Genomic DNA, 20,865 nt, shown 5'->3' on the forward strand with positions numbered 1-20,865 from the left:
TACTTGAGTTTTCAATGGGAGGGAGTCGCAATTGCTCGAAAAGTCGTTGACAAGACTGGCCGCCGCAGCTGGTGGTTTGGCACTGACGTTGATCGCTGGGGCAGGGGTCGCGTCTGCAACTCCTGATCTAGGCCCGATCATCAACACAACGTGCAGTTACCCGCAGGTGATTTCGGCACTGGAGGCGGCAGATCCAGCCGCTGCCGCGCAATTCAAAGCCAATCCGATGTCGGTGTCCGGTGTGCAGCAGTTCCTAGCTGCACCGCGGGATCAGCGCGAGCAGATGGCCCAGATGGTCGCCGGCACGCCAGGCAATGAGCAATATTTTGGGCTCATACAACAGGTCGCGAACACCTGCAGCAACTACTGAGCGGGCGAGCAGGACATTCTCGCGCTTTCGTGCTTGAAAGGTTGAGTGCAGTGGCTCGGCGCCGGACGAAGTGTCTTACCGTCTCGCCCTGGGTTGAATTCGGCCTAGAAATTTCCGCTCGGAACAATATTTTCCCGGGAATCGGTGCCCTTCGTGTTCGTATTTCGGAGACCGTTTCGTAGCAATGTCGAATGGCTAGACTCGCTTCTGGTGTTCTCGAGTGAGGTGCCGGCGGTTTGCAACGGTTCGTAGCGCGCACACAAAGCATGCGGACGTCTCCGGGGCAGCCGTTCGGTGATCTCTTGGCGCTGCAGGCGCGGGCAGCTCATAGAGGCTTGGCGGGCTTTGCTGGGCGATGATCCGGCGGCGACGTCGAGTTCGCTCGCAGCGTCGACGGCCATGACGGATTCGTCGTTCTGACGAGCTGCGTGCCTCCCCTGCGGCGCTACTGCACAGGAAAAAATCTATCTCTGCTGGTCATGGCGTCCGAGCTGCCGGCGCCTGATCCAGGGTTCGCGGACTGATTGCTGAGCCCGGCGTTATCGATTTCGGTAGTTCGCTAGGAACTTTCCGAAAGCCCGCCCGCCACTGTTGGCCTGATCTATCGTTGGGGAGGTGAACTTCCGTCGACGAGACGATGTCGACAAGACGGTGAGGAGTACGGTGAGCATCAATCCGTTCGATGACGACAATGGCACCTTTTTCGTTTTGATCAACGATGAGGAGCAACACAGCCTTTGGCCGACCTTTGCCGATGTTCCGGCCGGCTGGCGGGTGGTTTATGGCGAAGCGGACCGCGCTGCCTGTCTGGACTATATCGAACAGAACTGGCCTGATATACGGCCGAAGAGTCTGCGCGACAGGTTGGCGAAAGATCGCGGGGAGTAATAAAAGCTCGGGGGGTGATGGTTAGAAACCCGCGGCTATGGGGGTCCGATGGAGCTTGATGACCGGTTGCTGCCGATAACGCGCGGGCAGTTAGATATTTGGCTCGGGCACGAAACGGCTCACTTCGGTGCGGAGTGGCAACTTGGGCTATTCGTTCGAATCGAGGGGGCGGTAGAACACGATGCCCTCGAATGGGCGATCCGCTTGGTGGTGCGCGAAGCGGAGCCTCTGAGAGCGGCATTCTTTGAAGTCGACGGCCAGGTTTTCCAAAAACCGATCGACTACCCGGACGTCGAACTGGCTTTCCACGACCTAAGCGACTCAGCGCAACCTGCGCAGGAAGCGCACAAGCTCGCATCTTCGATTCAGTCCACCCCCATGTCGTTCAATGGGCCACTCTTCAAATTCGCGTTATTCAAGACCCGGCCCAATGAGTATTACTTCTTTGGGTGCTGCCACCACATCGTCCTTGACGGGTCCGGTATCGCGCTGGTCGGCCAACGGATCGCGTCCGTCTACTCCGCAGTTGTCTCCGGCGCCCCCATTCCTTCTGCGCTGTTCGGCTCCTTGGCGGATCTCGTCGAGTGCGAGTCGGAATACGAAGCGTCCAACGACTACCAACTAGACCACGCTTACTGGAGCAAGAACCTTCCGCAGGAAGCAGGACCGAGCTACCGGTTGTCCCAAGGCGCGACCGATGGTTCGTATTGGCCGTCCGCGCCCGTGCGGTTGGACCCCGCGATCCTTCGCAGAGTTCGACAGTTGTCGGACTCGTGGGATGTGCCTCAGACAGCGGTTATCACCGCGGCGTGTGCGCTGCTGGTGCGTGCGTGGTGTGCCGAGAGCTCAGAGGTGGTGCTCGACTTTCCGGTCAGCAGGCGGGTGAGCCCGCAGTCGAAGACGCTTCCCGGGATGATGGCCGGCGTTGTGCCGCTGGTGTTGACGGTGTCGCCGGAGTCCTCCGTCGCCGTTCTCTGCGAGCATGTCGACGCGCGCATCAGGGAAGCGTTGCAGCATCAGCGGTTTCCAGCGCAAGCACTCGAGCGCAGAACGCACTCCCGCGGCGCAGGTCAGCTCGCCGAGAGTGTCAGCGTCAACTTCCTGCCCTCCTCGTTCACGTTGGACTTCGGTGGTGCCGCGGCATCGGCGTCACTGATCAATGCCGGTGTGGTGGGCGGTTTGGCGTTGGTCTTCTCCAGCGCCGGTGAAGAGCTGTTCCTGAGCACGATGGGCGCCGCTCAAATGCTTGCCGATCTCGACGTCTCCGATCTTGCGGCGCAACTGCAGCGGGTGTTGGTGGCGATGACCGCCGAACCGACGCGACGGCTCTCGTCGATCAACCTGCTGGATACCGCCGAAAAGGTCTTGGTGGATGGGTGGGGGAATCGCGCGGTGCTGGCCGAATCGGTGGCCAGGGTTTCTATTCCGGAGCTGTTTTCTGCGCAGGTGGCCCACACGCCTGAGGTGGTGGCGCTGGTGTGTGGGGAGCGGTCCTGGACATATCAGGAACTGGATGAGGCTGCGGATCGATTGGCGCATGTGCTGGCCGGGTTGGGTGCGGCTCCGGGTGAATGTGTGGCACTGCTGTTTTCGCGGTGTGCGGAGGCGATCATCGCGATCTTGGGGGTATTGAAAACCGGGGCCGCTTATCTGCCGATCGATCCGGGCCACCCTGATGCGCGGATCGCGTTCATGCTCGGCGATGCCGCGCCGGTGGCGGCGGTGACGACCGCGGGCTTGGCGGGGCGGCTGGATGGTTTTACGGTGCCGGTTGTCCGTGTCGACGATCCCCGCCTTGCCAGGTGCGGGGCGGCCATGTTGGCGGCGCCCTCGGCCGATGATGTGGCGTATCTGATCTACACCTCGGGCACGACCGGTGTCCCGAAGGGGGTGGCGGTCACCCACCACAACGTCACCCAGTTGCTTCACTCAGCGGATCGGGCGCTGGTGGCACCGGATCAGGTGTGGTCGCAGTGGCATTCGTACGCCTTCGACGTGTCGGGCTGGGAGATCTGGGGCGCCCTGCTGGGCGGCGGGAGGCTGGTTGTGGTGCCCGAGTCGGTGGCGAGTTCGCCGGACGACTTCCACGCGTTGTTGGTGACCGAGAAGGTCAGTGTGCTGTGTCAGACCCCATCTGCGGTGGGAATGTTATCGCCGGAGGGGTTGGAATCGGCGGCCCTGGTGGTGGCGGGGGAGGCCTGCCCAGCAGAGTTGGTGGATCGCTGGGCGCCAGGCAGGGTGATGATCAACGCCTACGGCCCTACCGAGGCCACGGTGTATTCGGCGATCAGTGTGCCGTTGACTGCGGGACCAGGAGCGGTGCCGATCGGCGCCCCTGTGCCCGGAGCGGCGTTGTTTGTGCTCGATGCGTGGTTGCGTCCGGTGCCGGTCGGGGTGGTTGGTGAGTTGTACGTGGCCGGCCGTGGCGTGGGGGTTGGGTATGTGCGCCGTCCAGGTTTGACGGGGTCGCGGTTTGTCGCGTGCCCGTTCGTAGGAGAGGGAACGCCAGGACAACGGATGTATCGCACCGGCGATCTGGTGCGTTGGGGCACTGACGGGCAACTGCAATACCTGGGCCGCGCCGATGAGCAGGTCAAGATCCGCGGCTACCGCATCGAACTCGGCGAAATTCAGGCAGTTTTGGCGGGGCTAGGCGGGGTGGCGCAAGCGGTGGTCGTCGTGCGCGAGGATCGTCCCGGTGACAAACGTCTAGTCGGATATGTCACTGAAACATCGGATGGCACAGTCGATCCTGGCCAGATCCGCGCCGTGTTGGGCGAGCGGCTGCCGGCTTACATGGTGCCCGCGGCCATCGTTGTTCTCGACGTGCTGCCGTTGACGGTCAACGGCAAACTCGACAGGCGTGCGCTGCCGGCACCGGAGTGGACCGCCGGTGAGTACCGAGCCCCGGCGACCCCGACCGAGGAAATCCTGGTCGGCATCTACGGCGAGGTACTGGGGCTGGAGCGCGTCGGGGTCGACCAGTCATTCTTCGACCTGGGTGGGGACAGCATTCTGGCAATGCGCCTGGTTGCCAGGATCAACACCGGCCTGGGTGCGCACCTCGGGGTGCGCGCAGTGTTCGACGCGCCGACAGTGGCACAGCTGGCTCTTCGGGTAACCGAGGAAGGCGACCGGCGTGAGCCGCTGGTGCCGGTCGAGCGACCGTCAGTGGTGCCGTTGTCCTATGCGCAGAGCCGGTTGTGGTTTCTCAACCGCTTCGAGGGTGGGGCAGCGACCTACAACATGCCCACGGCGTTGCGGATCAGTGGAGCGCTTGACGTGGAGGCGCTGGACGCCGCGCTTGATGACGTGATTTCGCGGCATGAAGCGCTGCGCACCGTCTTCCCCGATGTCGACGGTGAGCCGTTCCAGCGGGTGCTGCCTGCCGAAGCGGGGTCGTGGCGGCGCGGGGGACCGGCGGTGGTGTCGCTGCCGGAGTCGCAGGTGGCCGTCGAGTTGGCGGCGTTGGCGGGATACCGCTTCGATCTGGCCGCGGAGATCCCGATTCGTGCGCAGCTCTATGCGACGGGCCGCGAGCAGTATGTCCTCGGAATTGTGGTGCACCACATTGCTTTTGACGGTTGGTCGCTGGCTCCGATGGTGCGGGATGTGGCCGAGGCGTATCGGGCGCGCAGGCAGGGCCGGGCCGCCGGCTGGCCGCCGCTTGCCGTTCAATATGCCGATTACACGCTCTGGCAACAGGATTGGCTCGGTGACGAGGCCGATCCGGACAGTGTGATCGTCGCGCAGTTGGCCTACTGGCGCCAGGAACTCGCCGATCTGCCCGAGGTGGTAACGCTGCCGGCGGATCGGCCTCGCCCGCCGGTGCCCAGTTACCGCGGTGACGGCGTGGAGTTGGCCATCCAACCGCAGCTGTGGGCGGGCGTCAAGGCGGTTGCGGCAGCACACAATGCGACACCCTCGATGGTGTTGCAGGCGGTCATGGCGGTGGTGTTGCACCGAGTCGGGGCCGGCGACGACCTGGTGTTGGGTACCCCGATCGCCGGACGGTCCGACGCCGCGCTTCATGATCTGGTCGGCTTCTTCGTCAACACGTGGGTGTTGCGGGTCGGGATGGCCCCTCAAGATCACTTCGATGAGGTCCTGGCGCGGGTGCGCCACAAAGCACTCGATGCCTACAGCAACCAGGATGTGCCGTTCGAGTTGCTGGTCGAGCAACTCAACCCGGTGCGCTCCGCCTCGCATCATCCGCTGTTCCAAGTCGCTATGGCCTTCCAGAACAACGTGCTGCCCGAGATGGCGCTCGACGGGGTCAGCGTTGAGCCGGCCGGCCTCGATACCCGCACCGCCAAGTTCGACCTCGACATCCAAATCAGTGAGGTGGCCGGCGATGATCCACGTGCGCCGATGGCCGCCGGGGTTGTCACCTATGCCACCGACCTGTACGACCGGGCCACGATCGAGCGGATGGTCGGCTGGTTCGGCCGGGTGATCGAGGCGGTGGTCGTCGACTCCTCGGTCGTGATCGGCGACGTGGCGTTGCTTGATCGCGGTGAACGTGACCGGGTGCTGACGGAGTGGTCGGGCGGCCAGGTGGACGCACCGGCGGAGATGACGACGCAGCTGTTGACCACGGCGGTGGCCGCCGCCCCGGACACGTTGGCCGTCATCGACGGTGCGCGGGAGCTGTCGTATCGCGAGCTGGATGGATGGTCGACCCGGTTGGCGCGGGAGTTGATCGAGGCGGGGGTGGGCCCGGAGCGCGCCGTGGGCGTGGCGATGGACCGGTGTGCGGAAATGGTCGTGGCGTGGTGGGCGGTGCTCAAGGCCGGCGGCGTGTATGTGCCTGTGGATACCGCCCATCCGGTGGAGCGCATCGCGACGGTGCTGGACGCTGTGGACGCGCTGTGCGTGTTGACTTGTGGGACGGACACTTTGGCCGGGGCCGGACCGCGCCCAGTGCTGCGGGTGGACGCTCTGGACCTCTCGCGACACAGCGCGGAGCCGATCACCGACGCCGATCGACTGGCTGGGCTGCACATCGACAACGCCGCTTACGTGATCTTCACGTCGGGCTCGACCGGGGTGCCGAAGGGGGTGGCGGTGCGTCACGCCGGTCTGCCGATCGTGGCAGCAGCCCATCGCGAGCTGTTCAAAGTGGGCGTCGGCGAGCGGGTGCTGATGGTCGCCGCACCGACTTTCGACGCCTCGATGTTCGAGTGGTTGTGGGCGGTGGGGTCGCGGGCGACGTTGGTGGTGGCCGGTCGCGACGCCTATGCCGGAGAAGCGTTGACCGCGGTGCTGTCGGCTCAGCGGGTCGATGCGGCATTGCTGACTCCGACCGTCCTGGCGACGCTCGATCCGGCCCGTATCGGTGGACTGGACACGTTGGTCACCGGCGGGGAGGCCTGCCCGTCCGAAACGGTCGCCGCCTGGGCGCCCGGGCGCCGCATGTTCAACGCTTACGGCCCGACGGAGGCGACCATCTGGGCCACCTACGCTGCGCTGTCGGCGGGACAACCGGTGCGCATCGGCGCGCCGATCCCCGGAGTGTGCGCGCTGGTGCTCGATGCACGGCTCAACCCGGCACCCGTCGGGGTGGTCGGCGAGTTGTATCTCGGCGGGCCGGCAGTCGCACGCGGCTATGTGGGCCGGGCGGGGTTGACCGCGGAACGGTTCGTCGCCAACGCCTACGGACCGGCAGGGGAGCGGATGTATCGCACCGGGGATCTGGTGCGCTGGACGGAGACTGGCGCGCTGGATTACCTTGGCCGCGCCGACACCCAGGTCAAGTTGCGCGGGCAGCGGTTGGAGCTCGGCGAGATCGAGAACACTTTGCTGGCCTGCCCCCAGGTGACTCGGGCGGCGGTGAGCTTGCACCACGGCGACAACGGCTCGCACTTGGTGGCCTACGTGAGCCTCGACCAGGCTACTGCCGCCGATGACGAGACCGAGACGGTCGACCAGTGGCAGCACATCTACGACGAGCTGTACGACGCGCAGATCGAGGTGTCGGAGTTCGGCAGCGATTTCCGCGGCTGGAACAGCAGCTACACCGACGAACCGATACCGCTCGCGGAGATGGAGCAGTGGCAATCGGGCACCGTAGACCGGGTCATGGCGTTGGCGCCGCGGCGGGTGCTGGAGATCGGCACCGGTTCGGGTCTGGTGTTGTCCCAGATCGCCCTGGCGTGTGAGGAGTATTGGGGCACAGACTTTTCCGCGCCGACGATCCGCAAGCTGCAAGCGGCGGTGGCGGGGCAGCCATGGGGTGATCGGGTCACGCTGCTGACCCAGCCCGCTCACCTCACCGGGGCACTGCCGCAGGGTTATTTCGACACGATCGTCATCAACTCGGTCATCCAGTACTTCCCCAGCGCCGGATACCTGGCCCAGGTCATCGACACCGCGGTAGATCTGCTGGCCCCGGGCGGGGTGTTGTTCATCGGTGACGTCCGCAATTACAGCTTGCAGAGCGCGTTCCAAACCGGCGTCGTGCTGGCCCACACTCCCAACGCCGCGAACGCCGATACCGCCGAGCTCCGCCAACGGGTTGCCCGAGCGATGCTGGGCGAGCCTGAATTGCTGTTGTCTCCAGAGTTTTTCGTCAGCTGGGCCGCCGAACACGCCTCGGTGGCGGGGCTCGACATTCAAGTCAAAGCCGGATCAGCCGACAACGAGTTGACTCGCTACCGCTACGACGTCGTCGTACACAAGACTCCCACCTCAGTGCGGTCGGTGGCCGACGCACCCACCTGGGAGTGGACCGCTTACGAAGGCCTGAGCGGGCTGCACGCCGCACTGATGTCGCAGCGCCCAGACACGGTGCGGATCAACGCGATTCCGCGCGCCGGCCTGATCAGCGACGTTCTGATCGAACGAGCCTTGGCCGACGGCTTGTCCGTAGCCGATGCCGTGGCCCAAAGCAGCACCGCCGAGGCTGTTGTCCCCGAGCAGCTCTACCGTCTCGGGGAGACCACCGGATACCACGTCGTGGTCACCTGGGGTGCGCAACCCGGCACCCTCGACGCCGTCTTCGCCATCCCCCCTGCGGCCGGACAAACCGCCGTGTTGACGGGTGTGTACCTGCCCCCTCCGCGAGTCGGCCACCCCAGCACCTATGCCAACGACCCCCACACCAACACCAAGATCAGCGCGGTGCGCCAATGGGTGAGCGCGCGCTTGCCCGATTACATGGTGCCGAGCCAGTTGGTGGTGCTCGACGAATTTCCCATGACCTCGTCGGGCAAGATCGACCGTAAGGCGCTGCCCGAACCGCTCATTGCCGCATCACCTTTCCGGGCTCCGCAGACCGAGACCGAGGAGATCGTCGCTGCCACCTTCGCCGAGGTCTTGGGCGTGGACCAAGTGGGGCTGGACGACGACTTCTTCGCCTTGGGTGGTGATTCGCTGGTCGCCATTCGGGTCAGCGCTCGCCTGTCATCGGCGTTGGGCAGGGAAGTGCCGGTGCGCACCCTCTTCGATGCGCCCACCGTCGAAGACCTGGCCGACCGTCTACACCGGCAGCCCAGCGGCACCGTTCGCGCGCCGTTGCAGGCGATGCCGCGCCCGCAGCGGGTGCCGTTGTCGTTCGCCCAGAGCCGATTGTGGTTCCTGGACCAGTTGCAGGGGCCGTCGCCGATTTACAACATGGCGGTGGCGTTGCAGCTGGCCGGACAACTCGACGTCGACGCGCTGGGGGCGGCGCTGGCCGATGTGGTGGGCCGGCACGAAAGCCTGCGCACCGTGTTCGCGGCGGACGAGGGCATACCTGCGCAAGTGGTGTTGTCCCCCGAGCAGGCCGATTTCGGCTGGCAGGTCGTCGATGCGGGTGACTGGTCGAAGGCCCGGCTGCGCGAGGCGGTCGGCGCGGTAGCCCGCCACAGCTTCGATCTCACCATTGAGATTCCGTTGCGGGCAAGGCTTTTCCGCGTTGCTGAGGATGAGCATGTGTTGGTGGCGGTGGTGCACCATATCGCTGCGGACGGCTGGTCGATCGCTCCGCTGGTGGCTGATCTGGGGGTCGCGTATGCCAGCCGGTGTGCTGGGCAACGCCCGGATTGGGCGCCGTTGGCGGTGCAGTACGTCGATTACACGCTGTGGCAGCGTGAGCAACTGGGTGATCTCGAGGATGCCGAGAGCCCCATCGCAGCGCAGGTCGAGTATTGGGAACAGGCGTTGGCGGGGCTGCCTGAGCGGCTGGAGTTACCCACTGACCGGCCCTACCCGCCGGTGGCCGATTACCGCGGGGCCAGTGTGTCGGTGGACTGGCCGGCCGCGTTGCAGCAGCAGGTCGCCCGGGTGGCTCGCGAGCACAACGCGACCAGCTTCATGGTTGTGCAGGCCGCCTTGGCGGTGCTGCTGGCTGAGATCAGCGCGAGTTCTGATGTGGCCGTGGGAATCGCGGTCGCCGGTCGTGGTGATCGGGCGCTCGATGAGCTGGTGGGGTTCTTCGTCAACACACTGGTGCTGCGGGTCGATCTGGCCGGAGACCCGACCGTCTCCGAATTACTGGCGCAGGTCCGTCAGCGTGGCCTGTCCGCCTACGAGCACCGGGATGTGCCGTTCGAGGTGCTGGTGGATCGGCTCAATCCCGCCCGCAGCTTGACCCATCACCCGTTGGTGCAAGTGATGTTGACCTGGCAGAACCTTCCCTGGAACACAAGCGGTTCCGCGGCCGATCTCAGTTTGGGTGATGTGCAGGCGTTCCCGCTGCCGGTGGACACGCATACCGCTCGTATGGATTTGGTGTTTTCGTTGGCCGAACGTTGGACCGAGGCTGGTGAGCCCGCCGGGATCTCGGGGATGGTGGAGTTCCGCACCGACGTGTTCGACACCGACAGCATTGAGGAGCTCGTCGACCGATTGGAGCGGGTGCTGGCGGCGATCACCGCCGACCCGAACCGGTCGTTGTCGTCGGTGGATGTGCTCGATGCCGCAGAGCACGCGTTGTTGGACGAGATCGGTCACCGGGCGGTGTTGGCCCGGCCGGCGACCGAAGTGTCGATTCCGGTGTTGTTCGCTGAGCAGGTGGCCCGCGCCCCGGAGGCGGTGGCGCTGCGCTGTGGCCAGGTGTCACTGACGTATCGCGATCTTGACGAGGCGTCGAATCGGTTGGCGCATTTGCTCGTTGGTGAGGGGGCCGGCCCGGGTGAGTGTGTGGCGGTGCTGTTTCACCGCTCGGCGGCGGCGATCGTGGCGATTCTGGGTGTGCTGAAAACCGGGGCGGCGTATCAGCCGATCGATCCGGCTGTGCCGGACGCGCGGATGCGTTTCATGCTCGGCGATGCGGCGCCGGTGGCCGCGGTCACCTCCACGGGCTTGGCCCAGCGCCTGGAGGGTTTTGGTCTGACGGTGGTCGATGTCGAGGATCCCCGCATCGACAGCTATCCGTCGACGGGTCTGCCTGCGCCGGCTGCCGAGGACGTCGCTCACGTCATCTACACCTCGGGTACCACCGGCACGCCGAAGGGGGTGGCGGTCACCCACCACAACGTGACCCGGCTGTTCGACGGGCTCAATGTCGGTGTCGACATGGGCCCAAAGCAGGTCTGGACCCAGTGTCACTCCTATGCTTTCGACTACTCGGTGTGGGAGATCTGGGGTGCGCTGCTGCACGGCGGGCGGCTGGTCGTGATACCAGAGGAGGTGACCCGCTCGCCGCAGGATCTGCATGCAGTGCTGGTCGCCGAACAGGTGACCGTGCTGAGTCAAACGCCCTCGGCGGTCGGAATGTTGTCCCCGCAGGGACTGGATTCGGCGGCATTGATGATCGCCGCCGAACCGTGCCCGGCTGAGGTGGTGGATCGTTGGGCGCCCGGCCGGGTGATGATCAACGGCTACGGCCCCACCGAGACCACGGTGTATGCCACGATCAGCGCTCCGATGGTCGCGGGGTCGGGCGACGTGCCGATCGGTCTCCCGGTGCCCGGCGCGGCGTTGTTCGTGCTCGACGCCAGATTGCGGCCAGTGCCGGCCGGGGTGGTCGGCGAGTTGTATGTGGCCGGTCGCGGCGTGGGTGTCGGGTACGTGCGCCGGGCCGGGTTGACCGCGTCGCGGTTCGTGGCGTGCCCGTTCGGAGGCGCGGGCGCCCCAGGGCAAAGGATGTATCGCACCGGGGACCTGGTGCGATGGGGCGCCGACGGACAGCTGCGCTATCTGGGCCGCGCCGACGAACAGGTCAAGATCCGCGGCTACCGCATCGAGCTCGGTGAAATCCAGGCCGTCTTGGCCGGGCTGAGCGGGGTAGAACAGGCCGTCGTCATTGCCCGCGAAGACCGTCCGGGCGACAAGCGCTTGGTCGGCTACGTGACGGGCACCGCCGACCCCGCGCTTCTCCGCACCGAGCTCTCCGAGCGGCTCCCGGCCTACATGGTGCCGGCGACGGTGATGGTGATCGAGACGCTGCCGCTGACCGTCAACGGCAAACTCGACAAGCGCGCGCTGCCGGCACCCGACTACAGCGATGTCGATGGCTTCCGTGCCCCGGCCACTGCAGTCGAGGAAATACTGACCGGCATCTACGCCCAGGTGCTCGGGCTCGAGCGCGTCGGTGTCGACGATTCGTTCTTCGACCTCGGCGGGGACTCACTGTCAGCGATGCGGGTCATCGCCGCGATCAACACCGCGCTGGACGTCGACGTTGCCGTGCGCACTCTGTTCGACGCGCCCACCGTGGCTCATCTGGCGCCGCGTATCGAGGAAGGTTCAGCCGGGCTTCCGCCCCTGTTCGCCGTCGAGCGGCCGGCCACCGTGCCATTGTCGTTCGCTCAGCAGCGCTTGTGGTTCCTCGAGCAGTTGCAGGGGCCCTCAACGGTTTACAACATGCCTGTGGCGTTGCGGCTGGCCGGACAGCTTGACGCCGACGCGCTGGGCGCTGCGCTGGCCGATGTGGTGGAACGCCAGGAGACGCTGCGCACGGTGTTCGCGGTGGTCGACGGTGTGCCTCAGCAGTTGTTGGTGCCTCCCGAACGGGCGGACTTCGGTTGGGACGTCGTTGATGCGCGAGACTGGTCGGCGGACAGGCTGAATCAGGCCATCGATGAGGTGGCGTTCTACGCGTTCGACCTGACCACCGAAATTCCGCTACGGGCAACGCTTTTCCGCGTCGCCGCCGAAGAGCATGTGCTGGCGGCGGTGGTGCATCACGTCGCCGCCGACGGCTCGTCGATCAGCCCGCTGGTGGCTGATCTGGGGGTCGCGTACGCCAGCCGGTGTGCCGGGCAACGCCCGGATTGGGCGCCGTTGGCGGTGCAGTACGTCGATTACACGCTGTGGCAGCGCCAGCATCTGGGTGATCTCGAGGATGCCGAGAGCCCCATCGCCGTGCAGCTCGCGTATTGGGAACAGGCGCTGGCGGGGCTGCCCGAGCGGCTGGAGCTACCCACCGACCGGCCTTATCCGCCGGTGGCCGATTTCCGCGGAGCCACCGTGGCCGTGGACTGGCCGGCCGACGTGCAGCAGCAGGTGGCTCGCGTGGCCCGCGAGCACAACGCGACCAGCTTCATGGTGGTGCAGGCCGCCCTGGCGGTGCTGCTGGCCGAGATCAGCGCGAGTTCCGATGTGGCCGTGGGCTTCCCGATCGCCGGACGGCGCGACCCGGCACTCGACCCGCTGGTGGGTTTCTTCGTCAACACCCTGGTGTTGCGGGTCGACTTGGCCGGGGACCCCACCGTCTCCGAGCTCTTGGCACAGGTGCAACAGCGCGCCCTGGGCGCCTACGAGCACCAGGACGTGCCCTTCGAGGTGCTCGTCGAGCGGCTCAACCCCACCCGCAGCCTCAACCATCACCCGCTGGTGCAGGTGATGTTGGCGTGGCAGAACTTCGCCGGTGATCCCGTGGCCGATCTCGCCTTGGGTGACGTACAGGTCGCTCCGGTTCCGGTCGACACCCGCACGGCCCGAGTGGATTTGGCGTTCTCGCTGGCCGAATGCTGGACCGAGGCCGGCGAGCCCGCCGGGATCAGCGGCACGGTGGAGTTCCGCACCGATGTGTTCGACACCGCCAGCATCGAGACACTGGTCGGCCGGCTGCGCCGGGTGTTAGCGGCGATGACCGCCGACCCCGCACGCCCGTTGTCTTCGGTCGACGTGCTGGACGCCGACGAGCGGGCGCAGCTGGACCGGTGGGGCAACCGTGCGGTGTTGGCGCAGCCTGCGACGCCGGTGTCGATTGCGGAGTTGTTCGCCGCACAAGTGGCGCGCGCGCCCGAGGTGGTGGCGCTGGTGTGCGGAGACGGCTCGTGGACCTATCGCGCTCTCGACGAGTCGTCGAACCGGCTGGCGCATCTGCTGGCCGAGCAGGGCGTGGGATCCGGCGAGTCGGTGGCGCTCATGTTCCCCCGCTCGGCCGAGGCAATCGTGGCGATCCTGGGTGTGCTCAAGACCGGGGCGGCCTATCTGCCGATCGATCCGGCGGTGCCGGCGGCCCGAATCGAGTTCATGGTCTCCGACGCCGCGCCGAGGGCCGCCGTCACCACCGCTGAATTCGCCGAGCGGCTCGACGGATTCGACGTGGTGGTGATCGACGTGGACGATCCGTGCATCGAGGAGTACCCGTGCACGCCGTTGCCGGCGCCGGCCACCGACGACGTCGCTCACATCATCTACACCTCGGGTACCACCGGCACACCGAAGGGGGTGGCGGTCACTCAACACAACGTCACCCAGCTGTTCGATGCGCTCGACGTCGGTTTCGAATTGGCGCCGGGGCAGGTGTGGACGCAGTTCCATTCCTATGCCTTCGACTTCTCGGTGTGGGAGATCTGGGGTGCGCTGCTGCACGGCGGCCGGCTGGTCGTGGTCCCCGATTCGGTGGCGCGATCCCCCGAGGACTTCCACGCTCTGTTGGTCACCGAAAAGGTCAGCGTGCTCACCCAGACCCCGTCTGCGGTGGGCCTCCTCTCACCGGAAGGTCTGAATTCGGCGGCGTTGGTGATCGGCGCCGAGCCGTGTCCGGCTGAGCTGGTGGACCGGTGGGCGCCCGGCCGGGTGATGGTCAACGTTTACGGCCCGACCGAAACCACGATGTGGGCGTCCAAGAGTGCGCCGCTGGCGCCGGGGTCGGGGGCGCCGCCCATCGGCTCGCCGGTGACCGGTGCTGCCTTCTTCGTGATGGACAAGTGGATGCGTCCGGTTCCGGCCGGCGTGATCGGCGAGCTGTACCTGGCTGGCCGTGGCGTCGGGGTTGGCTATTGGCGCCGGGCCGGGCTGACCGCGTCGCGGTTTGTGGCGTGCCCGTTCGAGACGCCGGGCGCGCGCATGTACCGCACCGGCGACCTGGTGTGCTGGGGTCCTGACGGCCAGCTGCAGTACTTCGGCCGCGCCGACGAGCAAGTCAAGATCCGGGGCTACCGCATCGAGCTCGGCGAAATCCAAGCCGCGCTAAGCGCTTTGGACGGAGTGGAGCAGGCCGTCGTCATCGCCCGCGAGGACCGCCCCGGCGACAAGCGCCTGGTCGGTTACATCACCGGCACCGCCGATCCGGCCGAGGCGCGCGCGGCGCTGGCCGAGCGGCTGCCGGGCTACATGGTGCCGGCCGCGGTGGTGGTCATCGACGTGCTGCCGGTCACCGTCAACGGAAAACTCGACAAGCGCGCGCTGCCGGCGCCCGACTACTGCGAGGTAGACGGCTACCGCGCCCCCAACACCGCGGTCGAGGAGATCCTGGCCGGCATCTACGCACAAGTGCTCGGCTTGGAGCGGGTCGGCGTCGATGACTCCTTCTTCGATCTGGGTGGGGATTCGGTGTCGGCGATGCGACTGGTCGCCGCGATCAACACGGGCCTTGACGTCGACCTCGGAGTGCGCACCTTGTTCGACGCTCCGACGGTGTCCAAGTTGGCCCCGCATATCGGCGAGGGTTCGGGTCGCCGCCAGCCGTTGGTTCCGATGAACCGGCCGGCCGTGGTGCCGTTGTCGTATGCCCAGAGCCGGTTGTGGTTCCTCAACCGGTTCGAGGGCGGGGTGGCGACCTACAACATGCCGATCGCCTTCCGGATCAACGGTCCGCTCGACGTCGAGGCGCTCGAGGCGGCCCTCGATGACGTGCTTGCCCGCCATGAATCGCTGCGCACGGTCTTTCCGGACGTCAGCGGGGTGCCGTCGCAGCAGGTGCTGCCCGCGGAAGCCGGAATGTGGCGGCGCGGAGGCGCGGCGGTGGAGTCGGTGTCCGAGCAGGACGTGGTCACGGAGTTGGCGACACTTGCCGGATACCGGTTCGACCTGGCCGGCGAGATTCCGATTCGTGCGCAGATCTATGCGGTCGGGCAGGAGCAATATGTGGTGGGAATTGTGTTGCACCACATCGCTTTCGACGGCTGGTCGATGGCGCCGATGGTCCGCGATGTCGGGGAGGCGTACCGGGCGCGGCGCCAAGGCATGGCCCCGAGTTGGGCGCCGCTACCGGTGCAATACGTGGATTACACACTGTGGCAACAGGAGTGGCTCGGAGTCGAGACCGATCCCCACAGCGTGATCGCTGGGCAGTTGGCGTACTGGCAGAAGGAGTTGGCCGATCTGCCCGAGGTGGTTTCGCTGGTTACGGATCGGCCCCGGCCGCCGGTGCCTAGTTACCGTGGTGACGGAGTGGAACTGCGCATCGACCCGCAGCTGTGGGCGGGGATCAAGGCGGTGGCAGCGGCCCACAACGCCACGGCCTCGATGGTCATGCAGGCCGTCCTGGCCGTCGTGTTGCACCGGGCCGGGATGGGCGAAGACATCGCGCTGGGCGCCCCGATCGCCGGACGGTCAGATCAGGCGTTGAACGAATTGGTCGGATTCTTCGTCAACAGCTGGGTGCTGCGGGTGGGCGTGGAATCCGGGCAGCGGTTCAGCGACGTGCTCGGGCAGGTACGGCAAAAGGCATTGGATGCCTACAGTAATCAGGATGTGCCGTTCGAGCGGCTGGTCGAGCAACTCAACCCGGTTCGCTCCACGTCGCATCACCCACTATTCCAGGTAGCGTTGGCCTTTCAGAACAATGTGCGGCCCGATGTGGCGCTCGATGGAGTCGACGTCGCACCGGTCGAGGTGGTTACCCGCACCGCCAAATTCGACCTCGATTTCGATCTGAGGGAGCTTGCGACCGAGGACCCTGCGGCGCCGATGGCGACCGGGGTGGTGACTTATGCGACGGATTTGTTCGACCGGTCCTCGATCGAGCGGTTGGTGGGTTGGTTTGACCGGATCGTCGAAGCGGTGGTGGCCGATGCCTCGGTGGTGATCGGCGACGTGGCGTTGTTGGATCGCAGCGAGCGCGACCTGCTGGTGTCGCAGTGGTCGGGTGCCGGGGTGGCCGCGCCGGTTGGGTTGACCTCGCAGGTGCTGGCAGCGGCTGTGGCCGCCGGACCGGAGACGGCGGCCGTGATCGATGGTGAGCGGCAGCTCTCGTATCGCGATCTCGATGAATGGTCGACGCGGCTGGCGCGGGTGCTGATCGAGGCGGGGGTCGGCCCCGAACGCGCGGTGGGCGTGGCGATGGACCGCTGCGCGGAATTGGTGGTGGCGTGGTGGGCGATCGCCAAGGCCGGCGGCGTGTATGTGCCGGTGGATCGCGCTCATCCGGTAGAGCGCATCGCCACTGTGCTGGACGCCGTCGATGCGGTGTGCGTGTTGACATGTGGCGACGACATGCCGGCGGGGGCGGGATCACGCTCAGTGCTGCGGATCGACGATCTGGACCTGTCGGGGCGCAGCGCCGAGGCGATCACCGACGCTGATCGGCTGGCTGCACTGACGGTGGAGAACGCCGCCTATGTGATCTTCACGTCGGGATCCACCGGCGTTCCCAAAGGGGTGGCCGTCAGCCACGCCGGTCTGCTGGGGCTCGTCGCGGCGGAACACGAGGCGTACGGGTTGACCACCGGGTCGCGGGTGTTGATGGTGGCTGCGCCGACGTTCGATGCGTCGGTCTTCGAGATGTTGTGGGCGGCCGGCGCGCAAGCGGCGTTGGTGGTGGCCTCGCCGCAGGCCTATGCCGGGGAGGCGTTGACCGCGGTCCTGCACGGTCAGCAAGTCAGCGCGGCCGTCCTGACGCCGTCAGTGTTGGCATCGCTGGATCGAAGCCGGCTCGATGGGCTCGCCACGCTGGTCACTGCCGGAGAGGCTTGCCCGGAGGAATTGGTGGCCGCTTGGGCGCCTAGCCGGCAGATGTTCAACGCTTACGGCCCCACCGAGAACACGATCTGGGCGACCGGCACCGCACCGCTGTCGGCTGGGCAGCCCGTCGACATCGGCGCGCCGATCCCCGGCGTCTGTGCGCTGGTCTTGGATTCGCGATTGAACCCAGCCCCGGTCGGAGTGGTCGGGGAGCTGTACCTGACCGGGACGGCGCTGGCACGCGGCTACGTGGGTCGGCTGGCATTGACTGCGGAGCGGTTCTTGGCCAACCCATATGGGGGAGCCGGGGAACGGATGTATCGCACCGGGGATCTCGTGCGCTGGACCCCGGCTGGCACGTTGCAGTATCTCGGGCGTGCCGACGCACAGATCAAACTGCGCGGGCAGCGCATCGAGTTGGGCGAGATCGAAAACACTCTGCTGGGCTGCCCGCAGGTCACCCAGGCGGCGGCCACCGTGCATCACAGCGACACCGGAGCGGATCATCTGATCGCCTACGTCGCCCTGGAGCATGCCAGCAGCGTCGATCATGACGTCGAGATCGTCGATCAGTGGCAACACATGTATGACGAGTGGTACGGCGCTGAGGTCGAGTTGCCGGACTTCGGAATGGATTTCCGCGGCTGGAACAGCAGTTACACCGGTGATCCGATTCCCCTCGCGGAGATGCAGGAGTGGCGGAGCGCCACCGTGGATCGGATCTTGGCGCTTCGGCCGCGGCGGGTGTTGGAGATCGGCGCGGGCTCGGGACTGATTCTGTCGCAGGTCGCTCCGAACTGTGAACGCTACGTCGGCACCGATATGTCGGCGGCGGCTGTCGACAACCTTGCGCGCTCGCTGGAGCGGTTGCAGATTCCGTGGCGTGATCGCGTTCAGTTACTGACTCAACCAGCGCATGTGACCGACCGCCTGCCGAGTGGTTTCTTCGACACCATCATCTTCAACTCGGTCATCCAGTATTTCCCCAACGCCGGGTATCTGGCCGATGTCATTGACGCCGCGCTGGATTTGTTGGCCCCCGGCGGTGCCCTGTTCATTGGGGATGTGCGCAACCACAGCTTGCAGCGGGCCTTTCAAACCGCGGTTGCATTTGCACGAACCAGCACCGACGATGCCGCTGAGATCCGCCAGAGGGTTGAGCGCGCGCTGCTTGGCGAGCCTGAATTGTTGCTCGCGCCGGAGTTTTTCACGACATGGGCTGGGGGGCGCTCGTCGGTGGCCGGCCTCGACATCGAAGTCAAACGCGGCGTGGCCGACAACGAGCTGAGCCGGTACCGCTACGACGTGATCGTCCACAAGAACCCGACAGAAGTCAGGTCGCTGGCCGAGGTGCCGACCTGGGAGTGGAACGCAAGCGGCGGGCTAGAGGGGCTGAAAGCCCAGTTGACGGCGAAGCGTATGGATGCGGTGCGAGTCAGCGCCATTCCGCGTGCCGGCGTGATCAGCGACGTGCAGGTCGAACAAGCTCTGGCCGCCGGGCTTACCGCCGCCAAGGCGCGCACGAAGGCCGTGGCGCCCTCGCAAGCTGTTGTTCCCGAACAGTTGTACCGCCTCGGCGAAAACACGGGATACCGCGCTGTGGTCACCTGGGGCGCGGTACCCGGCACCCTCGATGCGGTCTTCATCGCTGTCAGCAACGGTGCCCGCGGCCCCGCGTTGACCGATCTGTATCAAGCCCCGGCCGCAGCCGATCAGCGCAGCATCTATGCGAATGATCCCGACACCAACACGAAGATCAGCGCGGTGCGTCAGTGGATGAGCGCGCGGTTACCCGAGTACATGGTGCCGAGCCAGATTCTGGTCCTCGAGGAATTGCCGCTGACTCGCTCGGGCAAGGTCGACCGTAAAGCCCTACCCGAACCAGTATTCGCGGCCACGGCCTTCCGCGCCCCGCAGACCCAGACCGAAAAGATCGTCGCCGACACCTTCGCTGAGGTGTTGGGTGTGGACCGAGTAGGCCTTGATGATGACTTTTTCGCGCTCGGCGGGGATTCGTTGGTTGCTACCCGGGTAACTGCGCGGCTTCAGTTGACCCTCGGCCGGGAAGTTCCAGTGCGGTGCCTGTTCGATGCGGCGACCGTCCGCGGTCTGGCCGCCTATCTGCACCGACACGGTGGCGGTGCCGGCCGTCCGGCGCTGCAATCGATGCCACGCCCGGAGCGAGTGCCGTTGTCATATGCCCAGCAGCGGTTGTGGTTCTTCGAACAGCTGCAGGGGCCGTCTCCGGTGTACAACATGCCGGTCGCATTGCGGATGAGCGGACCGCTGGACGCCTCGGCATTGGGTGCGGCGCTGGCCGATGTGGTGACCCGCCAAGAGAGCCTGCGCACGCTGTTCCCGTCGGTCGACGGACTGCCCCATCAACTCGTGGTGCCGGTGGAGAACGCGGACTTCGGTTGGGACATCGTCGATGCCGAAGGTTGGTCGGCATCGCAGCTGGAGGAAGCCGTTGTCGAGGTGGCGCGTCACAGTTTCGACCTGCGGCACGAGATCCCGTTGCGCGCCAAGCTTTTCCGTGTTGCCGACGAACAGCACGTGCTGGTGGCGGTGGTGCACCATATCGCCGCCGACGGCTGGTCGGTCCGTCCGCTGGTGAGCGATCTCGGGGTGGCGTACGCCAATCGGTGTGCGGGCAGGACTCCCGACTGGTCGCCATTGCCGGTGCAGTATGTCGACTACACGTTGTGGCAGCGCGAGCACCTCGGCGACCTCCACGACGACGACAGTCCGATTGCCGCGCAGCTCGCCTACTGGGAGGACGCCCTGGCCGGGCTGCCCGAGCTCTTGCAGCTGCCCACTGATCGGCCTTATCCGCCGGTGGCCGATTACCGCGGCGCCAGCGTGGAGGTGGACTGGCCGGAGCAGCTCCAGCAGCAGGTGCGCGATCTCGCCCGGGAACACAACGCGACCAGCTTCATGGTCATTCAGGCCGCCCTGGCGGTTCTGCTGTCCAAGATCAGCGGCAGTTCCGATGTCGCAGTGGGAATCACGACCGCCGGGCGGGGCGACCCCGCGCTCGATGAGCTGGTGGGTTTCTTCGTCAACACGTTGGTCTTGCGTGTGGATCTGGAGGGAGACCCCACGATCGCCGAGCTGCTGGCCCAGGTTCGCGAGCGCGGCCTGGCGGCATACGAGCACCAGGACGTGCCCTTCGAGGTGTTGGTGGAGCGGCTCAACCCCACCCGTAGCCTGTCCCATCACCCCCTGGTGCAGGTGATGTTGGCCTGGAACAACCTGCCCTGGCACAGCAGCGGGCCCGCGGCCGGACTGAGTCTCGGCGACGTTCAGGTCACACCGTTGCCGGCGCAAACCCAAACTGCTCGAATGGATTTGGTGATTTCTTTGGCCGAACGCTGGAGCGACGCCGGTGAACCGGAAGGAATTGGGGGCCTAGTGGAGTTCCGCACCGACGTATTCGACACCGCGTCCATCGAGCTGCTGATCGAGCGGTTGCGACGGGTCCTGATGGCGATGACCGCCGACGTGGCGGCACGGTCATGACTGCAGATCTCACGCGACGCTTG

Annotated in this window: 3 protein-coding genes and 2 pseudogenes; all 5 read left to right on the forward strand. The window is 66.1% G+C overall.

Annotation, left to right across the window (positions count from 1 at the left end; translation table 11 throughout):
- Positions 1-31: 31 nt before the first annotated feature.
- The 5 genes and pseudogenes from AU187_RS05915 to AU187_RS05925 all read left to right on the forward strand — a co-directional run bounded on the left by AU187_RS05915 (position 32) and on the right by AU187_RS05925 (position 20,842).
- Complete coding sequence (locus AU187_RS05915) at positions 32-370, forward strand: hemophore-related protein (protein ID WP_172800172.1); 339 nt, start codon at positions 32-34, stop codon at positions 368-370.
- Between the two features lie 663 nt (positions 371-1,033).
- Positions 1,034-1,258 (forward strand): MbtH family protein, encoded by a 225-nt coding sequence (locus AU187_RS05920; protein WP_059098234.1) that lies wholly within the window; start codon positions 1,034-1,036, stop codon positions 1,256-1,258.
- Between the two features lie 48 nt (positions 1,259-1,306).
- Positions 1,307-2,557 (forward strand): annotated as a pseudogene (locus AU187_RS26185) (condensation domain-containing protein); the annotation flags it as partial.
- Positions 2,558-2,560: 3 nt separating this feature from the next.
- Positions 2,561-5,773: pseudogene (locus AU187_RS26190) on the forward strand (amino acid adenylation domain-containing protein); the annotation flags it as partial.
- Positions 5,747-20,842 (forward strand): amino acid adenylation domain-containing protein, encoded by a 15,096-nt coding sequence (locus tag AU187_RS05925; protein ID WP_502687739.1) that lies wholly within the window; start codon positions 5,747-5,749, stop codon positions 20,840-20,842. The pseudogene AU187_RS26190 and the gene AU187_RS05925, both read left to right, overlap by 27 nt.
- Positions 20,843-20,865: the final 23 nt, after the last annotated feature.

The organism is Mycobacterium sp. IS-1556, from assembly GCF_001499985.1.
GTDB lineage: Bacteria > Actinomycetota > Actinomycetes > Mycobacteriales > Mycobacteriaceae > Mycobacterium.